Here is a 24,404-nt window from a genome sequence, read left to right as displayed (position 1 = left end):
TTAAGAACTTCAATAAGGTTTATCCAGTTTTGAAAGAACAATTCTTTCTTTATAAATAGTCTAGTAATGATGGCAAAGAGGTCACACCTGTTCCCATGCCGAACACAGAAGTTAAGCTCTTTAGCGCCAATGGTAGTTGGGGGCTGTCCCCCTGCGAGAGTAGGACATTGCTAGGCACACATTAAAGCACAACTAGTTAATAGTTGTGCTTTTTTGATCTTTGTTAATATTATTAAGTTTATTTATAGCATTATTACGAATATAAGCTACTACTGAAACGTGTTATATAAATATCACAGACAATAACTCTATTAATCAAGATAGCCAAAAAAGCATTTCGAGAAGTATATAAAACTTTCAATTAAGCTTAAAAACTCTAAAGAGCAAACGCACTCAAAATGAGCAAATAAATCTGTCAATTCTATAAATAATTTGCTAATTTAATAAAATACCTGTTATAATAATTCTTGGCTAAAAATTATGGTCCGGTAGTTCAGCTGGTTAGAATGCCTGCCTGTCACGCAGGAGGTCGCGGGTTCGAGTCCCGTCCGGACCGCCATTTTAGGTTAAATGTAAATGCAAACACAGCTAAACAGCTGTGTTATTTTTTTATGTCTGAATGATTTCAACTCGTTCACTTTGAACATTTTCATTGCTTTAGGTAAACTATAGGTAGTGTGAATTTGAGAGGACGAAGACTATGACATTGGAAATTAGAGTTGCTTCTTTAGATGAAACAAACCGATTAGCATTGAAACTTGCTAAATTACTTGAAGCACAAGATACAATTACTTTGGAAGGAAATCTTGGTGCTGGGAAGACTACATTTACGCAATTCTTAGCAAAAGGTCTAGGTATTAAACGTACAGTTAATAGCCCAACTTTCACGATATTAAAACAATACGAGGGTCGACTACCGTTTAATCATTTAGACGTTTATCGTTTAGCAGATAGCGATGAAGATCTTGGGTGGGATGAGATTTTCTATGGGGAAGCTGTAACTGTCGTAGAATGGGCTCATTTAATTGAACAAGACCTGCCACCTGAGCGTTTAGAGATTATAATTGAGCGTATTGATGAACATTCAAGAAGATTTTTATTGAAACCAATCGGAATACATTACGAACGGTTGTGTGAGGAGTTAATGAAATGATTTGGTTAGGAATAGATACAGCGAATTCTCCTTTAGCTATTGCAATAGTAAAGGATGGACAAGTAATCGCAAGCGAAGTTACAAACATCAGAGTAAACCACTCTGCAGGTGTTATGCCTGCTATTGAGCATATATTTAAAAAAGTGAATATTTCTCCAAAAGAGATTGATGCAATTGCAGTAAGCAAAGGACCTGGTTCTTATACAGGTGTGCGTATAGGCGTTACTATTGCAAAGACGTTATCTTGGACATTACAAAAACCTTTAGTGGGTGTTTCAAGCTTGAAAGTGCTTGCGGCAAACGCTTTTATGTTTAAAGGAGTTATTTGTTCATTAATCGATGCAAGACGTCAAAATGTTTATGCAGCAGCTTTTAACGCAACAAAAGGGCTTGAAACTGTTGTAGAAGATGGGCATTATAGTATGATGAGCTTATTAGAAAAATTAGAACGACTAGGTCAACCAGTTATTTTTGTTGGCCATGATGTAGATCACTTCTGGCAACTAATTCAACAAGAATTGGGCGAGCAAGCACTAAGAGCACCGTATACGCTAGATTTACCAGATGCAGCAAAGCTTATTCAATTGGCCGAACAACAAGAATTACCGTCTATAGAGGCAACACATACTTTTGTTCCAACATATTGTCGTTTAGCAGAAGCTGAAGCCAACTGGTTAAAAGAACAAAATGGAAAACAATAGGTGAGCTGATGATTACGTATCGACAAATGACGATTGAAGATGTAGAGGCAGTACATGGCATTGAAGAAGCAGTTTTTGCTACGCCATGGACACTAGACGCTTTTTATCATGAAATGACAACCAATACACAAGCCACCTACGTCGTTGCTGTGGACGAAACAGATGAAATTATCGGCTTTTGTGGCATGTGGATTGTTTTAGATGAAAGCCAAATTACGAATGTAGCCGTACTCCCTGCTGGTAGGGGGAAAGGTACAGGTGAAGGTTTAATGCGAGAAGCGATTCGTATAGCAAAAGAACGTGATGTAGTGATTATGAGCTTAGAAGTTCGTGTATCCAACATTGTTGCTCAAAACCTGTATCGAAAACTTGGATTTCAAGAAGGTGGAGTTCGTAAAGGCTATTATACTGATAACCAAGAGGACGCTCTTGTCATGTGGGTGAATTTATAATGGAAAAAGAACTATATATATTAGGCATTGAGAGTAGTTGCGATGAAACAGCTGCTTCCATAGTGAAAAATGGTCATGAGATTGTTTCGAATGTAGTAGCATCTCAAATTGAGAGCCATAAACGTTTTGGTGGAGTAGTACCCGAAATTGCTTCACGACATCATGTAGAACAAGTAACTATTGTTATTGAAGAAGCATTAAAACAAGCAGATATGACACCTGAAGATTTGGACGCTGTTTGTGTCACAGAAGGACCCGGACTTGTTGGCGCATTATTGATTGGGATTAATGCAGCTAAAGCTTTTGCTTTTGCAAATAATTTACCACTAGTGGGAGTACACCATATTGCAGGTCATATTTATGCTAATGCACTAATTCAACCAATGGAATTTCCATTGTTAGCATTAGTTGTATCAGGTGGACATACTGAGCTTGTGTTGATGAAAGCGGATGGTCATTTCGAATTGATTGGTGAGACACGTGACGATGCAGCTGGTGAAGCCTACGATAAAGTTGCAAGGGTGCTTAACATTCCGTATCCTGGAGGCCCAAAAATTGATCAATTAGCACATGAAAGTGATGGTGCAGTAGACTTTCCACGCGTTTGGTTAGATCATAATTCATATGATTTTAGTTTCAGTGGTTTAAAATCAGCTGTTATTAATTATAAACATAATGCAGATCAACGCGGAGAAGAAATAAATCCAATGCATGTTGCAAAAGGGTTCCAAGATAGTGTAGTAGAAGTATTAACTGCAAAAACGCTAAGAGCAGCACGAGAATTTAAAGTAAAACAAGTGATTGCAGCTGGTGGTGTCTCTGCAAATAAAGGATTACGAGCATCATTAGAAGAAGCATTCCAAAAAGAGGGTATACCTTTTTATGTACCGCCTTTAAAATTATGTACAGATAATGCAGCAATGATTGCAGCTGCCGGTACATCCATGTTTAAAGCAGGAAAACGAAGCGATTTAACACTAAACGGTCGACCAGGCATGGAATTAACTTCATGGTATGATTAAAAGTTATGCACAGAAAGAGGCTTTCGAACTTTTGCGAAAGTCTCTTTTTTGTATTAAATTATAAGAAAATTCGAAAATAATCCACAGTTTGTGGATAACCTGTGGAAAACATGTGCGTTTACTATATATAGTATTGGGTTTTGCACATTTAATTGTGCATAACTCAATAAAAAATTGTGGATAATGTGGAAAAGTGCATTTATCCTTAATATAGCAGCAAGTTAGTTGTGTATAATTTTGTGGAAAAAAAGAGGTTAAAAATTTATTATTGACCAATATATAGACAAGTTATACCTTAATACGACAAAATTTTGTCGAAATTCGCATTCTATACTCTATGTATAATTGAAAAAGGCTACTTTAAAAGTGATTTTCCACATAATAAAGTAGCCATTCCTATGTTAAGTTATTCAAACTCTTCTAGTTGTTCGTTTAATTCAAGCCATTCCATTTCAACTTCTTCATGTTGGTCTTTCAGATGATCAAGTTCGTTTTGGAGTTCTAGTACCTTTTCGTGATTTTGGAAGATTTCCGGGTCACAAAGCTTTTCCTCAATCCCTTTAATCTGATAATCAAAAAGGTTTATTGCTTCTTCAATTTCCTCAATACGTCTTCTTATTTTACGTTCCTTTTTCTTCGCTTCTTTATCAATTTGTGTACTCTTTTGTTTTTTTGAAACTACTACTGTATTTTGAGGAATTGTGGCCATCTTTTCTGCAGCGATTTCCTCAAGCTCTTTTTTCTTTTCGATATAGTAATCATAATCTCCGAGATATTCTGTTGTTCCTTCATTTGAAAGTTCAATAACTTTAGTAGCGATACGATTGATAAAATAACGGTCATGTGATACGAAGAGAATAGTTCCTGGATAACCAACCAGTGCGTTTTCTAAAACCTCTTTGCTATCTAAATCTAAATGGTTCGTAGGTTCATCAAGAATAAGTAGATTTGATTTTTGAAGCATTAACTTAGCTAAAGATAATCTTGCTTTTTCTCCTCCAGATAAGTCATACACTTGTTTATCTACATCATCCCCAGAAAAAAGGAAACGTCCAAGTACAGTACGAATATCTTTTTCGCTCATTAATGGCCACTCGTCCCAAATTTCTTTTAAGACCGATTTATTACTAGTTAGTTTCGCTAGTTCTTGATCGTAGTAACCAATTTGAACATTCGTTCCATACGAGATATCGCCTGTAAGAGAAGACTTGTCTTTGACAATTGTTTTTAATAATGTAGATTTACCAACTCCATTGGGACCAACAAGTGCAATGCGATCTTCACGGTATACACGCATTTGAATATTCTTAGATATAGCAGTATCACCATAACCAATTGTTAAATCATTAATAGAAAGAACATCGTTTCCGCTTTGGCGCTCAATTTCAAATGTGAAGGTAGCAGATTTTTCGTCGCCATCTGGTGAATCCATCCACTCAGTTTTTTCTAAAACTTTGCGACGACTTTGTGCCATCTTCGTTGATGATGCACGGGCGATGTTTTTTTGAATAAAGTCTTCCAGTTTCGCTTTTTCATCTTGTTGTTTTTCATACATTTTGCGGTCTCGTTCATAGTTTTTCGCTTTTTGATCTAAATATGCACTATAATTACCTGAGAATTTTTTAACATGATGACGGGAAACTTCATATACAATAGAAACAACTTGATCTAAGAAGTAGCGATCATGAGATACAATTAATACCGCGCCATCGTAATTCTTTAAGAAATTTTCAAGCCAACTTAATGTTTCAATATCTAAATGGTTAGTCGGTTCATCTAGAATAAGTAGTTCAGGTTTGCTTAATAACAACTTCGCAAGTGCTAAACGAGTTCTTTGACCACCAGAAAGTGAAGAAATCTTCTGGCCATAACTATCAGGATAGAATTGCATACCGTGCAATATTGAACGCGTATCGGCTTCATATTGATAGCCACCTTGTTCTTTAAAATCATGTTGAAGCTGATCATATTCAGCCATAACTTTCGCGGTTGCTTCTTTATTTTCGAATATTGCAGGATTAGCCATTTCGAGTTCTAGTTGCCGAAGCTTTTGTTCTTGTTTCTTTAATGGCTCAAAAATAGTCATCATTTCTTCCCAAATTGTTAGATTAGATTCTAATCCTGCATGTTGGTCTAAATAGCCTAGGTGAATATCTTTTGGCATAATGATATCACCAGAATCATATGACAGCTGGCCAGCGATTATTTTTAATAGTGTTGATTTTCCAGCACCATTACGACCCACTAGAGCAACGCGATCTCGGTGTTGAACTTCAAGTTTCACACCGCTTAAAATTTCATCAGCAATATAAGATTTATATAATTGATTGACCTGTAAAACGATCATATTAGACACCTCAGTTCAATCCTAGTTTATAGGAAGACACTCATGTGTGCAACGGGATAGCTTTACATATAGAGAAGTCTCATGTAAGATTGAAAGGATTCCGAATTGATTGCAGGAGGAAATATTGTGAAAGCTACTACAAATAATATTCCGCAAGCTACAACAAAAAGACTTCCTCTCTACTATCGCTTCATATTAAGTTTTGCAGAAGCTGGACTTACGAGAATATCTTCTAAAGAACTAAGTGAAGCAATGAAAATCGATTCAGCGACCATTCGCCGAGATTTTTCACATTTTGGAGCTCTTGGTAAAAAGGGCTATGGTTATGATGTACAGTTTTTACTAAATGTCTTTAGAAATATATTAGACCAAGACGAACGAATGAATGTAGCGATAATCGGAGTAGGGAACCTTGGCAGTGCTTTATTAAATTATAATTTCCAAAAGAGCCATAATATGAAAATTGTTGTGGCATTTGATCCAAGTGGTACACCAGAAGGTACTTATATAAATGATATTCCAATTTTTCCGCCAGAGCTATTAGAGGAGAAATTTGTAGAATATAATGCAGAATTACCGATATTGACGGTTCCTGCACGTTCAGCACAATTGATGACTGATCGTTTAGTGATGCTTGGGATTAAAGGTATTTTAAACTTTTCACCAGTAAGGTTAAATGTTCCAGAATATATTCGAGTTCATACTATTGACTTAACTGTGGAGTTACAAACGTTAAGTTATTTTATACGAAACGATAAACACACTTAAAATATTGGCAATTAGGATAATAATAGAAATAGCGAAAAATATATTTATGAGTTAAAATTGAATTAATATGAGGAGGTGCCTTTAATGGGAATTAGTGCTGGGACTGCAGTTATACTTGCCATAGTTGCCATAATAATTTTCGGACCGAAGAAATTACCTGAGCTTGGGAAAGCGATGGGGTCAACTCTCCGTGAATTCAAAAATGCTACTAAGGGATTAGCAGATGACGATGACCCTTCTAAAAAAACTTCAGAATCTACAAAATCTGAAGATAAATAAGTTAGGATATTCGCCAAATGAAAAATAATGAACTAACAATAGTCGAACATATAGAAGAATTAAGAAAGCGGCTAATGATTGTTGCCGTTTTCTTTGTACTTGCTACTATAGGCAGTTTCTTTTTAGCAGAACCATTAATAAATTTCTTACAGGTAAGTGATACTGCGAAAGAATTGCAGCTCCACTCTTTTAAGATTACCGATCCAGTTAATATCTATTTCCAAGTCATATTTATACTTGCTATTGTAATGACTTCACCAGTTATTTTATATCAATTGTGGGCGTTCATAAGTCCGGGTTTATATGCAAAGGAACAGCGTGCTACATTAAGGTATATACCATATATTTTCTTATTGTTTATCATAGGTGTTTTATTTTCATACGAAATCTTGGTGCCTTACATGATTAATTTTATGGCTAAGATGTCTGCAGAATTAAATGTTGAACAAACAATTGGAATCAATGAATATTTCCAATTTTTGGTACAAATTACGTTACCTTTTGGTATTGTATTTGAACTACCAATTGTTGTGTTATTCTTAACACGCTTAGGAATTATCACACCTCAAATGTTAGGGAAAGTAAGAAAATATGCATACTTTATCTTATTAGTAGTTTCCGACATTATAACACCGACAGATATTATGTCATTATTCATAGTAGCAATCCCTCTATGTATTTTGTATGAGATTAGTATTATTATCTCTCGCATAGGTTATCGTAAATATTTGAAATCAGAGCAAGCAAGGCAAATGGAGTTCGCAGCAAGCTCTTTAGAAGAAAATCCTCCTACCAAATAAGGTAGAAGGATTTTTTGTTTTTATGAAGAATTACTACATAACGCGATTTTATTTTGCTAGATAAAATCTTACTGATATTGTTGTAAAAACTTTTGAATCGGTTCTTGATATAACTGAATAATCGTTACGAACCCGTTAAGCATCATATGTGCAATGATCGAAGTGATGATTCGTTTCGTTTTATGATAAAGGAATGCGAATATAAAACCAGAGATTGCATATAGTATGATGTGCTTGAAATCTAGGTGAATTAATGCAAATACGATAGAACTTACCAATGCAGCAACAATAAAATTAGTACTCTGAACTAGAGAACCGAAAATAACACGACGGAATATAAATTCTTCTAAAATGGGTCCAAAGAATACTATTGCCAATATAGCAATCGGGGCTACATCTGCTATTGAGACTAGATTAGCAGTATTTTCAGATCCTTGAGTAATTCCTATAGAACTCTCGATCATAGCACCAATTGTTTGCCCGAAGAATACCATGAAAAACCCTAAAATACCCCATAAAATAGAAGTAGGGATGGAGGCTTTGTTTCCTTTATAAACATTCCAGAAGTATCGATCTCTTGAAATGATTATAAGAGATAGTATTAGTGCTATACCCATACTCATAGCAATGTACCAGCCCTGTGAAGTCAAAAGAAGCTCTAACTTTTTCATTTCTGGATGACGTCCTTGTATAAAGTGTAAGAATGGACGTAAAAATAAGATAGAGGACAACTGCATGGCAATGTAAATCAATAAAATATATAATGCTGTTTTTTTAGATTTCAAAATCAGAATCCTCTCTAATAGCTTTGTTTTCTCCATTGTAAAATATAAGTTCACAAAATCAAAATTTTTTATGCTTCTTACTTGCAAAAAGAATCAGAATTCATTATTATAATAATTGTGTTAGCACTCAATAAGAAAGAGTGCTAATAAAATATAACTATTCACTCACAATTCTAGGAGGTTGTTTCAATTGTTAAAACCATTAGGCGATCGTATCATTATCGAAGTTGTCGAAGTTGAAGAAAAAACTGCATTCGGCATCGTACTACCAGACTCTGCAAAAGAGAAACCTCAAGAAGGTAAAGTAGTTGCAGTTGGTACTGGATTCTTAACTGATAGTGGTAGTGTGGTTCCACTTAATGTAAAAGAAGGGGACAACATCATCTTCTCAAAATATTCAGGAACAGAAGTTAAATACGAAGGCAAAGATTTCTTAATTCTTCGTGAATCAGATGTTCTAGCAATCGTTGAATAATAATTAAACATTTAATGAAATGAAAAAGGATAGATAAATTATTAGGAGGTTTTTCAAAATGGCAAAAGATATTCGTTTTAGTGAAGATGCTCGTAGCGCTATGTTAAAAGGTGTAGACAAATTAGCTAACGCAGTAAAAGTTACATTAGGACCTAAAGGACGTAACGTCGTTCTTGAAAAAAAATTCGGTTCACCACTAATTACTAACGATGGTGTAACAATTGCAAAAGAAATCGAATTACAAGATCCTTATGAAAATATGGGTGCAAAACTTGTTTCAGAAGTTGCATCTAAAACAAACGAAATTGCTGGTGACGGTACTACTACTGCTACAGTATTAGCTCAAGCTATGATTACAGAAGGTTTGAAAAATGTAACAGCAGGTGCTAACCCAGTTGGTATTCGTAAAGGTATCGATAAAGCGGTGGCAACAGCCATCACTGAATTGCAAACAATTTCTCAACCCGTAGAAAATAAAGAATCAATCGCTCAAGTAGCAGCAATTTCTTCTGCTGACGATGAAGTTGGCGAATTAATCGCAGAAGCTATGGAACGTGTTGGTAACGATGGTGTTATCACAATCGAAGAATCAAAAGGTTTCACTACTGAATTAGATGTAGTAGAAGGTATGCAATTTGACCGTGGCTACTTATCACATTATATGGTAACAGATACAGATAAAATGGAAGCTGTTTTAGACAATCCATATATCTTAATTACAGACAAAAAAGTTTCTAATATTCAAGAAATCTTGCCAGTGCTTGAACAAGTAGTTCAACAAAGTAAACCACTTTTAATCATTGCTGAAGATGTTGAAGGTGAAGCATTAACTACATTAATTCTAAACAAACTTCGTGGTACATTTAACGTAGTAGCTGTTAAAGCTCCTGGTTTTGGTGACCGTCGTAAAGCAATGTTAGAAGATATCGCAGTATTATCTGGTGGACAAGTGATTACTGAAGATATTGGTTTAGACTTAAAACAAGCAACTATTGATATGCTTGGACATGCAGGTAAAGTAGTAGTTACAAAAGATAACACAACTATTGTTGAAGGTTCTGGTAGCTCAGAAGCAATTGAAGCTCGTGTTGGACAAATCCGTGCTCAATATGAAGATTCAACTTCAGAATTTGATAAAGAAAAATTACAAGAACGTCTTGCTAAACTTGCTGGTGGCGTAGCTGTAATCAAAGTTGGTGCAGCAACTGAAACTGAGTTAAAAGAACGTAAATTACGCATTGAAGATGCTCTAAACTCAACTCGTGCAGCAGTAGAAGAAGGTATTGTTGCTGGTGGTGGTGTTGCGTTAGTAAGTATCTACAACAAAGTAGCTGAAGTTGCAGCAAATGAATCTGGCGACGTAGCTACAGGTGTTAAAATAGTCTTACGTGCTCTTGAAGAACCTGTTCGTCAAATCGCAAATAACGCAGGTCTTGAAGGTTCAGTTATCGTTGACCGCTTAAAACGCGAAGAAATTGGCACAGGTTTCAACGCTGCTAACGGTGAATGGGTAAACATGATCGAAGCTGGTATCGTTGACCCAACTAAAGTAACTCGTTCAGCTCTTCAAAACGCAGCCTCTGTAGCAGCTCTATTCTTAACAACAGAAGCTGTAGTTGCTGATATTCCAGAACCAACTCCTGCTGCAATGCCTCAAGACATGGGCATGGGAATGGGCGGCATGATGTAATAGGGGTTTTAAAACCTTGTTATATCAACGTCTAAAATGATAATATGCTTTTCTTGTCCTCGGATTTGTCCTCGTTTTATAAAAAACAGGGCAACCTATGACTAAAAAGCTACTATAGGAGAAGGCCTTTCATCAGTTTGCTAAACTGTTGGGAGGCCTTTTCTTCCATATTGGCGGTCATATGAGCATAGATATTCATTGTAGTATTAATATCTGTATGTCCAAGCGCTGTTGTATTTCTTTAATGCCAACTCCAGCTTCAATCAATAATGAAGTGTGGGTATGTCTAAATGAGTGTGGAGCAATGTTTTTTTCTATCTCTGCTTTTTTCAGAAATCTTTTAAGCCGGGTCTCAACAACTTTTCTTAATTGAGGATGCCCATCCTCTAGAGCAAAAATAAACCCGTTGTCTTGGTAAATAGGTCTATTTTTTAATTTAATTTCATTTTGTTTAAGCCGATGCTTCTTTAACATGCTGATAAGCATTTCATCAATCTTAAATGTACGGAAAGAGCCTTTGTCTTTGGTGTTAAAAGCTGATATTTTTCAAAATGATTGGTAGGGTTATAAAGAGTTTTAGTAACTCGGATAGTACCCCGCTTTAAAAAGAGATTACACTTCTCATTATATAGAACCCCCAGAAAAAAATATATAATAGTAAAATAACACTAAATTGGAATAAAATGTTCATTTTCGACAAAATTCAAAAATGTTATTTTCGTTCCCTTCCAATAGAGTTCATTTATTTTTAATAAATTAATCTTTTCAAGAAAAATCCGTTTTTATAATTTAATTGTTTATAAAGGTTATACCATTATAAACAAATTTTTATTAGGATTTTTTAGATGATAAAATCAATAGCAATGACGATTATTTTTCTAATGAATTCGTTACAATTGCAGATACGCCAGATTTTCCAATTTATATGGGACGTGGATCTGAGAAGAGAAGAAACAAGCCTTTCAGAAGGCATTTGAAATAATTGCTGCTTCCTATATTAATACCGATTGTGAAGTCCATCTAGAAGAGATATTTTGGCATTCTTTATTGGTTACGAAAAAGCGTGAATTTATTCTTGAAAACTATCCAATCGTAAGTACTGGTATTAAACAATTTGAAAATATAGTCATCAAGAGTTTTGACTGGGAAAATTATATTTATAAATGTGTTCTTGCAGCTGAATATATTGAATATTTAGACATAATGGAAGATAATTATAATAAACAAATAATCGCTTATGCGAGATTCTTATGTAAAGGTCAATACTTCAACACAGAATAATGTAAAATATCATAATATTACGATTTGGATTAATCGGACAGCCCAAGTTCATTTATTTAATAATGTTTATTATTTGGAGATAAAAAAAGCAAACAAGAAACTTTTTTATTGAGTTATCAAGGCTATTGGGTCTGGTAAAAATATATATTTATTATATCGGGATATAAAAAAATCAGTTTTGCGGAGAGGGATATATATGATAATGGCAGATGAGAATTGGACACAGTTTGTTCTTGAGGGAAGTACTAATATCAACGTAAGAAAAGAAATTTTAGATTCGTGGAATAGGTGTAAGCAATTGGACGTTTCCTATGAAAAGGAGGAAATTTTTTCACATATTAAACAAAGTGATTTTGTAAGCACACGACAAAAAAATTCCGACCTGATTAACGCCGCAGTGCCAGTTATGGAGGAATTTTGTAAACGTTTAAAAGGGGGAGGATACCTTCTTTTGCTTGCGGATGCAGATGGATATTTATTAGAAGTGATGGCCGATCATAAAGCACAAAAATTAGCTGACCGGTGCGGAATATGTCCTGGGGCACGATGGACAGAAGAAAATGTTGGTTCTACAGGATTATCAATTGCGCTTAGAACACGGACTGCTATGGCTACTTCAGGGAATGAGCATTACTGTTTAGCTCTTCGTGGCTGGGATTGTTCTGCATGTCCTATTTTTGTTGATGGAGTTTATATAGGAACATTTGACGTTTGCCGCATAGGTCCCAAAAATGACTTGAAAGAGTTATATACACTGGCAGGTGCCGGTGCTCGTGCCGTTACGGAAAGATACCAGTTTAATAAAACAAAAATCAAAGAACAGGTTTTATCAAGTGTATTAACCGACTACGTTCATAAGTTGAACGAAAAAACAGGTATTATTTCGTTTGATAAAAATGGTATTGAGTTATTCAAAAATAAGCCGGCTCAAGACTTTTTAATGTTGTTTGAAAAAAACAAATTTGATTTGAAATCAAAAGAAAAAAAATTTTTTAGTAGTTTTGATAATGGTTCGGTATTGAATGAATTTGAAGTGGATGGGAAGAAATTTGCTATCGATTCAGAAGTAATATTGATTAAAGACAAACAGTTAGCTACCGTCATATTTATACATCCCAAAACAAAGTTAATTTTACCCAACACTATAGTAAACCACCCCGATTATTTTGCCTTTAATACTAAAAATGCAGCTTTTGAGAAGACCATACAAATGTCTGTAAAGGTTTCAAAAAGTGATGCAAGCATTCTTATACAAGGGGAAAGTGGAGTAGGGAAAGATTATATGGCTCGTTTTATTCACAATCAAAGCAAAAGAAGGGACTATCCTTATACCGCAATTAATTGTGCAGCATTGCCGCGAGAACTAATAAGTACAGAGTTGTTTGGTTATGAAGGCGGGGCCTTTACAGGTGCTAAACTCAAAGGGAATCAAGGGAAAATTGAAGCGTCTAACAAAGGCACAATATTCTTAGATGAAATAGCAGATTTGCCATTAGATTTACAAGCTACTCTTCTTAGAACTTTGGAAGAGAAACAAGTCATAAGGGTTGGCGGTACTACACCAATTCCAGTTAATGTACGTTTTTTAGCTGCTACAAATAAAAATATGAAAGAACTAGTTGAAAAAGGGGAATTTCGAGAAGATCTTTACTATCGCTTAAACGTGTTTAATATAAAGATCCCTTCTTTAAGAGAACGAATGGAAGATTTAGAAAGTATTTTTGATACCATGTTGTCCAAAGCTTGCGAAAAAGCGCAACGAAAAAAAATCTCCCTCAATGCAAAAGCAATTAGTTTATTTCAACAACATACATGGCCGGGGAATTTAAGGGAACTCAGAAATGTAATTGAACGAATTGTTTATCTACACGATGAAGATACGTTCGATTCATTTCATGCACATGAGTTTTTAAGAGCTGACCAATCAGCTGAAAAAACTAGTGAGCGTGAATATATCACAGACATTCTCCACAAAACGAATGGCAATCGTACTGAGGCTGCAAAGGAAATGGGTATATCTCGCAGTGCTTTGTATCGGAAAATTCAAAAATATAGTATCGAATAAATGGTATATATACTGTTCACTCGTCCGAACATAGAGCGGTCAAATATACATGATATGAAGTCGGAATCTTGTGTTAAAAAATGAACAGGCCTGTTCTAATCTGAGTTTTCCCTCTATTTTGAATACTATAATTAATTGGCATGGTAATTGCTTTAATAAATAGTGTAGCCGCTTACAAGGTTAACAATTTCATAAGGGGGACAAGAAATATGCATGTTGGAACAAAAGAATGGATGGGCCAGTTCCAGAAAACGGTAAACAATGACGAGGAACTCAATGTTATTGGAAAATACTTCACTACAAAATTCCTTTGGCAGATTGGCCCAGAGAGTTACGTGATTGAAGTTTTGGAAGGAAAAATTAAGAATATTATTTCAAATCCAACTCCACTGGAACCTTGGAAATTTGCAATCCGTGGAACAGTAGACGCTTGGAGGAAGTTTACTCAGCCGACTCCACCTCCAATGTATCACGAATTATTTGCTGCCATGTTCCAAGGTAACTTACAGATAGATGGCGATATCAAGGAGTTAATGGCAAATCTACGGGCAATGACTCGCCTTCTGGATGTAACAAGAGAAGTTCAACTTACAGTAGCATAAAAAGGAGGATAAAAAATGAGTAAATTATCTACGGTTAAAGGTCGTTATGTTTACGTAAATGTACAAGATGTTGAATACAAGGTTTACTTTGAGGAAAATGGTCAAGGTATCCCTCTTGTTTGTCAACATACGGCAGGTTCTGATAACCGCCAGTGGCGCGGACTTTTAGAGGATGGAAACATAACCAAAAATTTCAGGGTTATTGCCTATGATTTACCACGTCATGGAAAATCAGATCCTCCACATGCTGTTGAGTGGTGGAAGGAAGAATATAAACTTACTACCCAGTGGTTTCTTCAATTTGTTAGAAGTTTTTGTGAGGAGCTTGAACTTGAAAATCCTGTATTCATGGGAAGTTCATTTGGTGGAAATGTAGCCCTGCAGCTCGCTCTTGAATATCCGGATTACTTTAGAGCAACCATTCCTGTCGAAGGAGCCGATTATACTCCAGGCTATTTCGTGGATTGGTGGAACCATCCTCATACGCATGGTGGAGAGGTTTGTGCATCTGGGACTTGGGGTCTTATGGCGCCACAAAGTCCTGAAAAAGATCGTCGTCTAACATGGTGGTATTATAGCCAAGGAGCACCAGGTGTTTTTAAGGGGGATCTTTATTTCTATAGTGTTGATCATGACCTTCGTGGAAAGCTACACCTAATCGATGCTGAAAAATGCCCTGTATATTTAATGACAGGTGAATATGATTACCTATCTACTCCTGCGGATTCAAAACGTACTGCCGATCAAATCTCTGGAGCAAAATTTGTGGAAATGAAGGGAATCGGGCATTTTCCAATGAGTGAAAATTATGAGGTATTTGTTAAATACTTAGAAGAAGTTCTTCAAGATATCTTAATGAAAGAAAAAACATTAGTAATAAAATAGACCGTCAAGTTTTGTTTGACATCATACAGGGGAGGCGCTAAGTCGTCTCGTCTGTTATTTTTTATCCTTTTATAACAGATGACAAGTATTTAAGTCAAAAGGAGATGAAAGAAGGATGAAACATTACAGTATGTACATAAACGGCGAGTGGTTTAACACCCGTAATGTATTAGAAGTGGAAAACCCTGCCACAAAAGAAATCATTGCGTCAGTTCCAAATGAAGGGAGTGACGTAGCAAAAATTGCAGTAAATGCGGCACATGTAGCATTTTCTACGTGGTCGAAAACAACGGCATATGAACGCAGTGAATACTTAAAAAATTGGTTTACTCTCATCGAGCATAATAAGTCCATCTCAATTGAGACAGGCTTTATACATTATCACATCTGATATTGTCCTCCTATTTGTCCTCCCATGTTTTATGATGCATTTAAAATATTTAAGTCAAATTTACTAAAAGTGTTGATTTAAAGCCTTTTTTTAAACACTATTTTTTCTATTATAATTGAAAATGAATGGGAGGTATGATGTAATAAAGTCTCCAACTCCTTAATTTATATGAGTGGGTATAAGGCAAAACAGAAATACGAACATTTTGTTAATCAAACAATTAATAATAAGTTTTTATAAAAGATCTCCTATAAGTTTATTTCAAACTTATGGGAGGCCTTTTTGATGTTTTGGAGTGAAAAACAATTGAAAGAGTTATTAGAAATGGGGATTGAAGCAATCATAACAGATAATCCAGATCTTGCGATGACATTACGTGATGCCACGAGTTCTGTTATTTAGAAGTATGATTATTACTTTGTTCGTAGTAAGGTTGCCAATTAGGGTAACCTTACTTTTTTGATTTTCCTTAATGTTTAGTATGTACAGCAAAGCAAAAAATAATTTTTAAATATGCCAATTTCTTCAGTTAGTATTAAAAATCTTATAATGCAAAAGATAAGATGGCACTTAACAACAGAATGAAGGAGGTGGAAAATTAATGGGGATTATACGTCGTATTGCTTTAGTTCTTGTTCTTGTTGGTGCATTAAACTGGGGACTAATTGGCTTTTTTAACTATGACTTAGTAACAAACATTACCGGAGGAGCGGGTTCCTTTGTAGCGAGAATTGTTTATGCTCTTGTTGGGTTAAGTGCCTTACTTTGTATTACACTTCTGTTTGACCCGGTTAACACTCAAGAGAGAGATGAAAATTATCGCCGCGTAAGAAATCATGAGCTCTCTACAGAGTTTGGTGAGGAAGTCGATTTTGACAAAATCGATAAAGACAAAGACAAAGACAAAGACAAAAACAAAGATTAATCCGTTATATTAAAAAGCCATGCATATGCATGGCTTTCCTTTTTAGTGAAAAAGGTTTTCAATAATTTAATCGGAAAATTCTCCATGCCAAGTATGTCGCAATTGTAGACCATAAAAAGTAAGGTATGAGTAATACAGATGCAAGTACGGAATATTGTAGTGTGGCGAATATGAGTAATAGGGTAGTAATTGCAACGATAGCTGTATCAAGAAAGGCTAGATCTAGTCTTTTTGCTTTAAATTCAAAATAACTAAAGGCTTGATTGGCTAGATAGTTGATAAGCCATAATATCATAAAGGTTAAGCTAGTATTCTTTAAACCAACTTTATATTCAACAATTGCAAGCGAAAGGGCAATTAGTCCATATAATAATCCCCAAATAATTCCAATTACCTTACCAGAAGGTGTCCAAGTTGGTCTTTTTAATGTAGCATACCATGTTGGATCGATTGGAAATAAGATACCAGAAAGACTAAACAATAGATAAACGATTATAAAGACTAAAACAGCTGAAAAAATTATTTCACCTCCATTACTTATCTAATTTTATGATTTTATGTGAAAATTATAACAGGTAAAAAATTAAGTTAGAATGCAGATTCGTTAAGTATTAAATAGGAGATGAATGCAAAAGATATAAAGGAATCTTGGCAACTAACGAGAGGAGTGTTTTTATGGGAAACGTAAGAGAAGGATTAATACCTGCAGTTCTTGGGACTGCTGTAACAACAACAGGTGTTGCAATTCGAAATAATAAAAACATTACGCCTTTAATCAAAGGTTCAATCATTGGTTTTGGTGTGGCCCATGTAGTTTTAGGTGCAATTGATTTAGTGGAACATCGTCGCTAAAGATTCTTAAAAAGGGAAGGATTTAAGTCCTTTCCTTTTTTTATTTGTGAAAATGATTATTTAAATAATAAAAAGGATAGACAGGGAACACCCCTTATCTACCCTAATTAGTACCTATATTTCGAAGATCTTATTGTTAGGTGAAATATTCCAATTTTGCGTTTGGGAAAAATTCCTCCATATAGCCATAGAGATGACTTTTAATATCCTCTTCTTCTTCTTTTTGATAAATGTATTTTCCGATACCGTATTTTCCCCATTTATATCTTCGTTTTTCTTCACCTAATTCTAATTTTGTCATGGGATAGTTTTTTTCAATAACCCTTTTTGCGGGCTTTGTAAAACGGTGCTGAATAAATTCAAAGGTAATATCATCTCTTACATCAATTGGAAGTTCAGCGTCTAGGCGTTCAAACATATGATGGTACCCTTCTTGCCAACCCTCATGTAAATAAATTGGGGCAACAATAAACCCAAGAGGATAGCCGGCTCTTGCTACTTTTCCTGCTGCTTCGATTCGTTGAGCTAGTGGAGAAGTGCCTGGCTCAAAATTTTTAATGATATAGTCTGCATTTATACTAAAGCGGAATCTTGTTTTTCCGTTATGCTTCGCATCAAGTAAGTGGTCTACATGATGAAATTTCGTAACAAATCTCAATTTTCCATAGTCAGATTGCCCAAAATGCTCGATTGCTCGCTTTAACGTATGAGTTAAGTGATCAATTCCTACGATATCAGATGTACATGCAGCTTCAAATCTTGTTATTTCTGGTACGCGTTCTTCAATATATTTGTCAGCAGCATCTAGAATTTCATCAACATTTACATAAGTACGGATATATGGTTTACTTCCCATTGTTGTTTGTAAATAGCAGTAATGACAATGTCCCATACAACCTGTTGCAAAGGGAATTGCATATTCTGCAGATGGTTTCGAAGTATCAAACTTTAGTGTTTTTCTAATTCCAACAACTAATGTAGATTTCGCTACTCGATATTTTTGAAAGTCATTTTCTCCTGGAAGGTTTCTTACTTGATTATGAGAAGTCGTATATCTTATTTCGAGATCTAACTTTTTGAATTTATCATATAGTTCTTTTCCTAATGGATAATCTAAAGCTTTAGGTTCGAAATACACCAGCTTTGGCATAAAAGGCTTATTCATTATGAGAACCTCTGTGGTGAATTTCCATAATAATAATTGTAAGCATCATTTGCTTCTTCTTCGGTGGTGTATACGGCCATTTCTTCTGTTAATGGGTAGTAATTTTCGTAAAGAAATACGGCTAACTCACTATCATTTTCAGGGTTCTTTACTACTGCTGCTGATTGAATATTTGCAACGTCCTGAGTATGTGGATTCCTGTAAAACACATATACAATATCTCCAGCATTATACATTTGATTTTCGCTAAATTGTTCCATTTCCATCACCTATTCTTTTCAATAATAATCTTAGAAATACTTTACGATTAAAGTTTGTCTTTAATATCTGAAAATATGTTTTCTTTATTATGGAAAGAGGAAAATACATTTACTTCATAATTTGGAGGGTATAATTCTGAAGTTATGAGGAAAGTTAAGTTGGATATAAATAAAAAAAGGAGTGGAATAATGAGCAATCAAAATAAGTTAAAAGAAAAAGTTGTGAAAATAATTTCAGAACACAAAAAGGGAGTGCTTGCATCAGTTGAAAATAACAAACCACATGCAAGATACATGACATTCTTTAGTGAAGATTTAACTTTGTTTTCGCCCACAAAATTGGATACTGAAAAAATTGATGAAATAGAAAAAAATCCATCCGTTTCCGTTTTATTAGGGTATGAAGATAAAGGGCAAAGCGATGCTTATGTTGCAATTTCTGGAACAGCCACTATTAATAAGTCAAAGGATTTAAAAGAGAAATATTGGGAAGAATCATTTAAACAATGGTTTGAAAGTCCTGAAGATTCAAATTATGTGTTTCTTCAGATTCAACCAGAAATTGTACGGATTTTAAACATTAATGGTGAACCAGCAGAAGAACTTACGCTATAAAAATATAATATTTTCGATAATCTCTTTATTGTGGCTCCTTCTTTCGATTATGGTAAATGAAAAAGGGGCCTAATTTAAATTTCACAATTCCAATGCTGAGCTTGAAACGCGTTTTACACCACGAATAGAAGCTAAATCCTCGATTAACTTTTGCATGGCAAGATTTTTCTGTTTTGCTTCAATGATTACATCAAAGTCTCGATTTTGATCTTTAGCCATTTCGATAAAAGGAAGAACAAATTCTAAAGAAACAAAATCTGCATGAGAGCGAAATGCTTTTTCAGACTTTGGAGAGGATAGGTGAACTTTTGGTACAGTATGAAAATTGTTCCATGTATCGAAAATACGTTCTAAATAGTGTGCAAGGTTCCCTTCTTCTTTATTTGCCATATAGTGATGATAATCAAGAATCATCGGCACATTTTCTTTTTCGCATGTTATAAGTGTTTCTTCAACATTGTAGGTCTTATCGTCATTTTCAAGTGTCATCTGTTTTTTTATTTCAATAGGTAATTTTTTTAAGTTTTTATGAAATCGTTCTAATGTTGTACTCTTATCTCCGTAAGCACCACCAATATGAATATTAATAATCCCTTTATCTAATGCATTCATTGCCCCAAGCATTTTAAAATGGTATTCCATATCCTTGATGGCATTTAATGTTACCTCTTCTCTAGGACTTGTAAAGAGTGTAAATTGATTTGGATGAAAGCTAGGAGCAAGGTTGAATTGTTGGATCAGTTCTCCAATTTCGTCCCATTCTTTTTTAAAGGGCGTAATAAAATCCCACATCACCTCAGGGTGAGTAGCTAATGGAACAAGGCTACTAGAAAATCGATATAATTCTATTTCATGAGCAATGTTATAATGCAAAATTCTTTTTGTGTGCTGTAAATTTTGTGCTGTAATACGAATTAATTGATCCATTCGGTCATCTTTTGAAAGAGATGCATACCGAGTAAAAGTTAAAGTCTTAGAAGGACTTGAATCCCATAGCCCTAAAGCATTTGCTACATAGCCAAAACGAATTTTCATCTATAAACTCCTTGTAAGAGGGTAAACTAAATAAAGGTAATTATTTTAAAACCCCGAATAGCTCACGTTTAAGTGATTTGCAATTCGGGGTTTCCATAAATCTTCTACTGTAAATTCTTACTTTGAACTAACTTAACAACACAGTTCGCAAGCGATTCTTTTTCGCTTTCTGAAGCAACGCCCCACAAATCAGAGAGTACACGTTGTTGTTCGTTTTTTGGATCTACATTTGTAGCCAAATACTCACCAATTTGTACTGCTGCTTGTTTAATCATATTATTAGGCATCCCAACGTCTTCAGCTTTTTCAACGTTTTGACCTAAAAAAGATGTCCATTGTTGCCAGTTTTCTAAGATAGGCATCTTAATCCCTCCTTTATAAATTAAGTATGAGTATTTTTAAGAACTTTATGTGCCATTCTTAAAAGTTTTTCTATATATAAAAAAACCGAAATCCCTTTATAAATAGGGTGTTTCGGTTTAAGTAGCAATTTTATGAAACTAATTCACCATCAATGGAACTTAACATTCTTTCAATTTTTTCTTCTCCAGCTTTGGCCCATCTACTTTTATCTCTAATATTCCCATCTTTATCGATTGGATCTTGGAATTGACTAAGACCAGTTGTGGCAGTCATTAACGAGTTTTCATCATAATCTAGACCTAAATTAACTACGTGTTTGATCACAAATGGTCTTCCAAACTGTATATATGCGGAACGGTGATCTAATTCGCCATCTATAACTCTAAAAGGCATTCTTAGATAAATTGTTTCTCCGTCTTGTCGATGAAGAATGGAATCAAATTTCCCTTCATGGTATTCGAAATTTGAACAGAAACTACAACCGTAAGACTGAAATACATCGCGAATGTAACCGAAATAAGCTTTTTTTCCTTCTATTATTGAGTCAAATTGAATCATGAATAATCACCTCTGTTTTTATTTACTGTTACTATTCTTAACAAAGTAGGTGGATATTCATACTTAAAATTCGAAAATGCATAAGTCATGTGCGGGATATTTAGATTTTCTGGACAAACATCCCATCACCTTCTAGCCATTCTGCTAGGAAAACATCCTTATATTTTGATATATTATGTGATGCGAGTTGTTTTTTTAGCCAGCTTTCGTCATAGCCTATATCTTGTAGTTCATCCTTTAAGACTTTGCCATCACGAATTAAGGTGACAGGGACGTGTACAGGCTTTTCTGGTAAATTGAAGTCTTCTTTGTTAGTTTTTTGATATTGTGATTTTTTTAAAATACTGAGTGTACCATTTGCTTCTAAATAACAATAGGCAACCTCACGAACGGAGAAAGTTTCATTTTGCCGTAGCAAACTTTGTAATTGGTTAATGTTCATACGACATTTCTTTAATTCATTTCGATTGATCTTACCATTTTGAATGAGTGCACTTGGCTTTCCTAATACAAAACCGCGAAAAGCCAGAAACTTCCTTTCAAGAAATTCCACAATAAATAGTAGTAATCCCCAAAGACAGATGGAGTAAATAATCTCAAATATACTAACATGTTCTTCATATACACCATTTCCTAGCAATTCTCCAATGACAATTGATCCGATAAATGTAAATGGTGTAATTTGATTAATAATTTTTCTACCTACAAATGAAATAACAAAAAATAATATGATGAATCCTACAATAAGTTTAATGGACATATAAATCATAATTATGTAAAATCCTCTCATCTATAATATATAGTTACATACATCTATTTCCATTTCATTGCTAATTCATTCTCCCTTCATTATTCTGAAAAATAAAATAAATTATATGATGTATTTTAAATATATGTTATGATTGGGTAAATTAATGTAGCTTACATATTTTGCAAAAGGAGTGGGGAAAATGATGAGAGGTAATGTTCAAAACAAAAGGGTAGAAATTACAGAAGATGAAGCGAAGCACTTTTTGAAGATGGCGAAAGTAGCGCATGTAGCAACAGTTGACGAGGATGGGTTTCCTTACGTGATTCCACTCGTATACATTTATGAAGATGATAAAGTATACCTACATATTGGGAATATACGTGAAAGTCATTTCTTTGAGAATATTAAGAAGAACCCTAAAATCTGTATCGAGGTAAGTGAAATGGGAGATTTACATCCTGGCAAAAAGTATGCTTGCCAATCTGCTCTTGTCTATACAAGTGTTGTCTTATTCGGGAATATCAGTCGCATAGAAGAGGATGAGAAAAAAGCTTGGTTCTTTGATCATTTGCTAGAAAAGTATGGTAACCCTGAGTGGACATTTGAAAGACAAGGATATCCAATCCTACCTAAAATCGAGTTGTTTGAAGTAGAAGTTGATAAAATGACTGGAAAATTAAATGAAGGTCTAGTGCATTAAAAAAAGGCGTTGGTTACATGATAATAGAATCGGTAACTGACGCCCTTTATTGTTTTTTTAGATTAAAAGAATTTCTTTCTATCTTTCTCTTCTTTCAAGATTTCTACAGCCTCTCTAAAACGGAGTGAATGGATTACCTCTCTTTCACGAAGATATTTCAACCCATCGTTTATATCAGGATCATCAGACATATCAATAATCCACTGATAAGTAGCACGTGCTTTTTCTTCTGCTGCAATGTCTTCGTATAAGTCTGCAATAGGGTCACCTTTTGCCTGAATGTATTGCGTTGTAAACGGAACCCCTGAAGCATTGTTATAGAAAAGTGCGCCATCATGGCCTACATAATGATCGCCAAGACCAGCAGCTTTTAATTGCTCTGGAGTAGCATCCTTAGTCAGTTTATAGATCATTGTAGCAATCATTTCAAGATGGGCAAACTCTTCTGTTCCAATATCGTTTAAAAGACCGATTACCTTATCTGGTATTGTATAACGCTGATTTAAGTATCTAAGGGCAGCTGCTAATTCGCCATCAGCCCCGCCATATTGTTCTACCAAAAATTTGGCTAATCGAGGATTACACTCCCTAACCCTTACGGGATATTGTAGCTTCTTTTCGTAATACCACATTCAAAGTTTCCTCCCATCACTCATTCACATAAAAATTCAGATTTAGACTTGCCACGGCCAAGGCGTATTTCCCCAGTCCCACGGATAATTTGAAAAACTTTTGCCAAAATGCATAAGAGGCCCAAAGCATTTTTCAAATTCAATTTTCATTTCCATACTTTTCAGCGAGGCTTCGTTAAATTGTTGTATTGCTGCATAGTCATTCGGGTGAGTATTTAAATAGAGATTCAATTCAACGATGACAAAATCATTCGCTTGAATTTCTTCTAGCATTGTATAAAACTCAGGAGGCATTTTATTAGTCATCTCTTATTTCCCCTTTTTTTGTGGATTCGGATAAGGGCTAAAAAGGTCTGGCCAAAGTGTTCCGCAATGAAGTGCCTGTTGTGCAGTTGGGTATTGTGGTAATCCTGGTGGTTGGAATGGTATATAAAGTTGTGGTGGTGTTGAAAAACTTTTCACCCGTATAGGTTTACAAGGATCAAATGGACTAATATAAGGCTCCCAATACTTAAATTGAGTAAACATAAAAACCTCCTTCTTATTGATATTTCTATCATCCAATGTATATGAGTAAAATCATTCTTTCATGCGTTTTTTTACATAATTCGACTAACCGTGGATAAAATAAGAGGAAATGCAGAGAGGATGATTTGATGAACGATACCAAATATGCAACACTTAATGAAGAAAAACTAAAAGAGTTAAAAAAACTTGAAGAAAAATTTGGATATACTTTGGTTGCTTATGATACGAAAGGAAATAGCGGAAGTCATCCTCAATCATAGGAAAACCATCCATCTTCAAGACTGTCCAAAAAGGACAGTCTTGTTTCATTCCCGAGAGGTGCGT

At 34.8% G+C, this 24,404-nt stretch carries 32 protein-coding genes, 1 tRNA gene and 1 rRNA gene; 21 read left to right on the top strand and 13 right to left on the bottom strand.

What is annotated here, in order from left to right; all coding sequences use genetic code 11:
- Positions 1 to 59 precede the first annotated feature (59 nt).
- The 6 genes from rrf (at position 60) to tsaD (ending at position 3,328) form a co-directional block, all read left to right on the top strand.
- Positions 60 to 176, top strand: a 5S ribosomal RNA gene (gene rrf, locus ACWV26_RS18075).
- Between the two features lie 306 nt (positions 177 to 482).
- Positions 483 to 559, top strand: a tRNA-Asp gene (locus ACWV26_RS18070).
- A gap of 141 nt (positions 560 to 700) precedes the next feature.
- Positions 701 to 1,153: a tRNA (adenosine(37)-N6)-threonylcarbamoyltransferase complex ATPase subunit type 1 TsaE gene (gene tsaE / locus ACWV26_RS18065; RefSeq protein ID WP_455896062.1), complete on the top strand. Its 453-nt coding sequence runs from the start codon at positions 701 to 703 to the stop codon at positions 1,151 to 1,153.
- Positions 1,150 to 1,854 carry a tRNA (adenosine(37)-N6)-threonylcarbamoyltransferase complex dimerization subunit type 1 TsaB gene (tsaB, locus tag ACWV26_RS18060; protein WP_455896061.1) on the top strand — a complete coding sequence of 235 codons (705 nt, stop codon included), beginning with the start codon at positions 1,150 to 1,152 and terminating at the stop codon, positions 1,852 to 1,854. Before tsaE ends, tsaB begins: the two co-directional genes overlap by 4 nt.
- 8 nt (positions 1,855 to 1,862) lie before the next feature.
- Positions 1,863 to 2,306: a ribosomal protein S18-alanine N-acetyltransferase gene (gene rimI / locus ACWV26_RS18055; RefSeq protein WP_455896060.1), complete on the top strand. Its 444-nt coding sequence runs from the start codon at positions 1,863 to 1,865 to the stop codon at positions 2,304 to 2,306.
- Complete coding sequence (gene tsaD / locus ACWV26_RS18050; protein WP_455896059.1) at positions 2,306 to 3,328, top strand: tRNA (adenosine(37)-N6)-threonylcarbamoyltransferase complex transferase subunit TsaD; 1,023 nt, start codon at positions 2,306 to 2,308, stop codon at positions 3,326 to 3,328. The genes rimI and tsaD overlap by 1 nt, the downstream gene beginning before the upstream one ends.
- 406 nt (positions 3,329 to 3,734) lie before the next feature.
- Here tsaD and ACWV26_RS18045 read toward each other — a convergent pair whose 3' ends face one another.
- Positions 3,735 to 5,675 carry an ABC-F family ATP-binding cassette domain-containing protein gene (locus ACWV26_RS18045; RefSeq protein ID WP_455896058.1) on the bottom strand — a complete coding sequence of 647 codons (1,941 nt, stop codon included), beginning with the start codon at positions 5,673 to 5,675 and terminating at the stop codon, positions 3,735 to 3,737.
- A 126-nt stretch (positions 5,676 to 5,801) separates the two neighbouring features.
- Between ACWV26_RS18045 and ACWV26_RS18040 the strand changes: the two genes are divergently transcribed.
- The 3 genes from ACWV26_RS18040 to tatC all read left to right on the top strand — a co-directional run bounded on the left by ACWV26_RS18040 (position 5,802) and on the right by tatC (position 7,522).
- Complete coding sequence (locus ACWV26_RS18040; RefSeq protein ID WP_455896057.1) at positions 5,802 to 6,443, top strand: redox-sensing transcriptional repressor Rex; 642 nt, start codon at positions 5,802 to 5,804, stop codon at positions 6,441 to 6,443.
- An 84-nt stretch (positions 6,444 to 6,527) separates the two neighbouring features.
- On the top strand, positions 6,528 to 6,722 hold the full coding sequence (locus ACWV26_RS18035; RefSeq protein WP_455896056.1) for a twin-arginine translocase TatA/TatE family subunit: 195 nt from the start codon (positions 6,528 to 6,530) through the stop codon (positions 6,720 to 6,722).
- 17 nt (positions 6,723 to 6,739) lie between these two features.
- Complete coding sequence (gene tatC, locus ACWV26_RS18030; RefSeq protein ID WP_455896055.1) at positions 6,740 to 7,522, top strand: twin-arginine translocase subunit TatC; 783 nt, start codon at positions 6,740 to 6,742, stop codon at positions 7,520 to 7,522.
- 68 nt (positions 7,523 to 7,590) lie between these two features.
- On the opposite strand, the gene ACWV26_RS18025 is transcribed toward tatC, so the two are convergent.
- Entirely contained in the window at positions 7,591 to 8,307 is a 717-nt protein-coding gene (locus ACWV26_RS18025; RefSeq protein ID WP_455896054.1) for a CPBP family intramembrane glutamic endopeptidase, read from the bottom strand.
- 190 nt (positions 8,308 to 8,497) lie between these two features.
- Between ACWV26_RS18025 and groES the strand changes: the two genes are divergently transcribed.
- Both groES and groL read left to right on the top strand, forming a co-directional pair.
- Positions 8,498 to 8,782: a co-chaperone GroES gene (gene groES, locus ACWV26_RS18020; RefSeq protein WP_455896053.1), complete on the top strand. Its 285-nt coding sequence runs from the start codon at positions 8,498 to 8,500 to the stop codon at positions 8,780 to 8,782.
- A 58-nt stretch (positions 8,783 to 8,840) separates the two neighbouring features.
- Positions 8,841 to 10,472: a chaperonin GroEL gene (gene groL, locus ACWV26_RS18015; protein ID WP_455896052.1), complete on the top strand. Its 1,632-nt coding sequence runs from the start codon at positions 8,841 to 8,843 to the stop codon at positions 10,470 to 10,472.
- 195 nt (positions 10,473 to 10,667) lie between these two features.
- Here the strand turns inward: groL and ACWV26_RS18010 are convergent, their stop codons facing one another.
- Complete coding sequence (locus ACWV26_RS18010; protein WP_455896051.1) at positions 10,668 to 10,946, bottom strand: tyrosine-type recombinase/integrase; 279 nt, start codon at positions 10,944 to 10,946, stop codon at positions 10,668 to 10,670.
- 573 nt (positions 10,947 to 11,519) lie between these two features.
- On the opposite strand from ACWV26_RS18010, the gene ACWV26_RS18005 reads away from it, so the two are divergent.
- The 6 genes from ACWV26_RS18005 to ACWV26_RS17980 all read left to right on the top strand — a co-directional run bounded on the left by ACWV26_RS18005 (position 11,520) and on the right by ACWV26_RS17980 (position 16,621).
- On the top strand, positions 11,520 to 11,753 hold the full coding sequence (locus ACWV26_RS18005) for a hypothetical protein (protein ID WP_455896050.1): 234 nt from the start codon (positions 11,520 to 11,522) through the stop codon (positions 11,751 to 11,753).
- Between the two features lie 196 nt (positions 11,754 to 11,949).
- Complete coding sequence (locus ACWV26_RS18000) at positions 11,950 to 13,818, top strand: sigma-54-dependent Fis family transcriptional regulator (protein ID WP_455896049.1); 1,869 nt, start codon at positions 11,950 to 11,952, stop codon at positions 13,816 to 13,818.
- A gap of 209 nt (positions 13,819 to 14,027) precedes the next feature.
- Positions 14,028 to 14,420, top strand: coding sequence for a hypothetical protein (locus ACWV26_RS17995; protein WP_455896048.1), 393 nt, complete (start codon positions 14,028 to 14,030; stop codon positions 14,418 to 14,420).
- A gap of 15 nt (positions 14,421 to 14,435) precedes the next feature.
- Positions 14,436 to 15,305, top strand: a complete 870-nt coding sequence (locus ACWV26_RS17990) for an alpha/beta fold hydrolase (protein WP_455896047.1) — start codon at positions 14,436 to 14,438, stop codon at positions 15,303 to 15,305.
- Positions 15,306 to 15,420: 115 nt separating this feature from the next.
- Entirely contained in the window at positions 15,421 to 15,696 is a 276-nt protein-coding gene (locus ACWV26_RS17985) for an aldehyde dehydrogenase family protein (RefSeq protein ID WP_455896046.1), read from the top strand.
- Positions 15,697 to 16,297: 601 nt separating this feature from the next.
- On the top strand, positions 16,298 to 16,621 hold the full coding sequence (locus ACWV26_RS17980) for a DUF378 domain-containing protein (RefSeq protein ID WP_455896045.1): 324 nt from the start codon (positions 16,298 to 16,300) through the stop codon (positions 16,619 to 16,621).
- A 58-nt stretch (positions 16,622 to 16,679) separates the two neighbouring features.
- On the opposite strand, the gene ACWV26_RS17975 is transcribed toward ACWV26_RS17980, so the two are convergent.
- Positions 16,680 to 17,144 carry a TspO/MBR family protein gene (locus tag ACWV26_RS17975; protein WP_455898297.1) on the bottom strand — a complete coding sequence of 155 codons (465 nt, stop codon included), beginning with the start codon at positions 17,142 to 17,144 and terminating at the stop codon, positions 16,680 to 16,682.
- Between the two features lie 152 nt (positions 17,145 to 17,296).
- Between ACWV26_RS17975 and ACWV26_RS17970 the strand changes: the two genes are divergently transcribed.
- Entirely contained in the window at positions 17,297 to 17,473 is a 177-nt protein-coding gene (locus tag ACWV26_RS17970) for an asparagine synthase (RefSeq protein WP_455896044.1), read from the top strand.
- Between the two features lie 136 nt (positions 17,474 to 17,609).
- On the opposite strand, the gene splB is transcribed toward ACWV26_RS17970, so the two are convergent.
- Both splB and ACWV26_RS17960 read right to left on the bottom strand, forming a co-directional pair.
- On the bottom strand, positions 17,610 to 18,638 hold the full coding sequence (gene splB, locus ACWV26_RS17965; RefSeq protein ID WP_455896043.1) for a spore photoproduct lyase: 1,029 nt from the start codon (positions 18,636 to 18,638) through the stop codon (positions 17,610 to 17,612).
- Positions 18,638 to 18,898, bottom strand: coding sequence for a transcriptional regulator SplA domain-containing protein (locus ACWV26_RS17960; RefSeq protein WP_455896042.1), 261 nt, complete (start codon positions 18,896 to 18,898; stop codon positions 18,638 to 18,640). Before ACWV26_RS17960 ends, splB begins: the two co-directional genes overlap by 1 nt.
- A 189-nt stretch (positions 18,899 to 19,087) precedes the next feature.
- On the opposite strand from ACWV26_RS17960, the gene ACWV26_RS17955 reads away from it, so the two are divergent.
- Complete coding sequence (locus ACWV26_RS17955) at positions 19,088 to 19,513, top strand: pyridoxamine 5'-phosphate oxidase family protein (protein ID WP_455896041.1); 426 nt, start codon at positions 19,088 to 19,090, stop codon at positions 19,511 to 19,513.
- A gap of 81 nt (positions 19,514 to 19,594) precedes the next feature.
- Here the strand turns inward: ACWV26_RS17955 and uvsE are convergent, their stop codons facing one another.
- The 4 genes from uvsE to ACWV26_RS17935 form a co-directional block, all read right to left on the bottom strand.
- Complete coding sequence (gene uvsE / locus ACWV26_RS17950; protein WP_455896040.1) at positions 19,595 to 20,548, bottom strand: UV DNA damage repair endonuclease UvsE; 954 nt, start codon at positions 20,546 to 20,548, stop codon at positions 19,595 to 19,597.
- A gap of 104 nt (positions 20,549 to 20,652) precedes the next feature.
- Positions 20,653 to 20,910, bottom strand: a complete 258-nt coding sequence (locus ACWV26_RS17945; RefSeq protein WP_455896039.1) for a DUF3243 family protein — start codon at positions 20,908 to 20,910, stop codon at positions 20,653 to 20,655.
- 130 nt (positions 20,911 to 21,040) lie between these two features.
- On the bottom strand, positions 21,041 to 21,469 hold the full coding sequence (locus ACWV26_RS17940; RefSeq protein WP_455896038.1) for a YugN family protein: 429 nt from the start codon (positions 21,467 to 21,469) through the stop codon (positions 21,041 to 21,043).
- A gap of 100 nt (positions 21,470 to 21,569) precedes the next feature.
- The gene (locus ACWV26_RS17935; RefSeq protein ID WP_455898296.1) at positions 21,570 to 22,244 is read right to left on the bottom strand and encodes a DUF421 domain-containing protein; all 675 of its coding nucleotides are present in this window, start codon (positions 22,242 to 22,244) and stop codon (positions 21,570 to 21,572) included.
- 175 nt (positions 22,245 to 22,419) lie between these two features.
- On the opposite strand from ACWV26_RS17935, the gene ACWV26_RS17930 reads away from it, so the two are divergent.
- Positions 22,420 to 22,920 (top strand): pyridoxamine 5'-phosphate oxidase family protein, encoded by a 501-nt coding sequence (locus ACWV26_RS17930; RefSeq protein WP_455896037.1) that lies wholly within the window; start codon positions 22,420 to 22,422, stop codon positions 22,918 to 22,920.
- 62 nt (positions 22,921 to 22,982) lie between these two features.
- Here the strand turns inward: ACWV26_RS17930 and ACWV26_RS17925 are convergent, their stop codons facing one another.
- The 3 genes from ACWV26_RS17925 to ACWV26_RS17915 are packed head-to-tail and all read right to left on the bottom strand — an operon-like array spanning position 22,983 to position 24,080.
- Positions 22,983 to 23,552 carry a manganese catalase family protein gene (locus tag ACWV26_RS17925; RefSeq protein ID WP_455896036.1) on the bottom strand — a complete coding sequence of 190 codons (570 nt, stop codon included), beginning with the start codon at positions 23,550 to 23,552 and terminating at the stop codon, positions 22,983 to 22,985.
- Positions 23,553 to 23,594: 42 nt separating this feature from the next.
- Positions 23,595 to 23,858, bottom strand: a complete 264-nt coding sequence (locus tag ACWV26_RS17920; protein WP_455896035.1) for a spore coat protein CotJB — start codon at positions 23,856 to 23,858, stop codon at positions 23,595 to 23,597.
- Between the two features lie 3 nt (positions 23,859 to 23,861).
- Positions 23,862 to 24,080, bottom strand: coding sequence for a spore coat associated protein CotJA (locus ACWV26_RS17915; protein ID WP_455896034.1), 219 nt, complete (start codon positions 24,078 to 24,080; stop codon positions 23,862 to 23,864).
- A gap of 128 nt (positions 24,081 to 24,208) precedes the next feature.
- On the opposite strand from ACWV26_RS17915, the gene ACWV26_RS17910 reads away from it, so the two are divergent.
- Positions 24,209 to 24,340 (top strand): uroporphyrinogen-III decarboxylase, encoded by a 132-nt coding sequence (locus ACWV26_RS17910; protein WP_455896033.1) that lies wholly within the window; start codon positions 24,209 to 24,211, stop codon positions 24,338 to 24,340.
- The last annotated feature ends 64 nt before the right edge of the window (positions 24,341 to 24,404 follow it).

The sequence above is a fragment of the Rummeliibacillus sp. JY-2-4R genome, assembly GCF_053847205.1.
The sequence above is the reverse complement of the archived record's forward strand: the minus strand, read 5'-3'. Positions and strand labels throughout refer to the sequence as shown.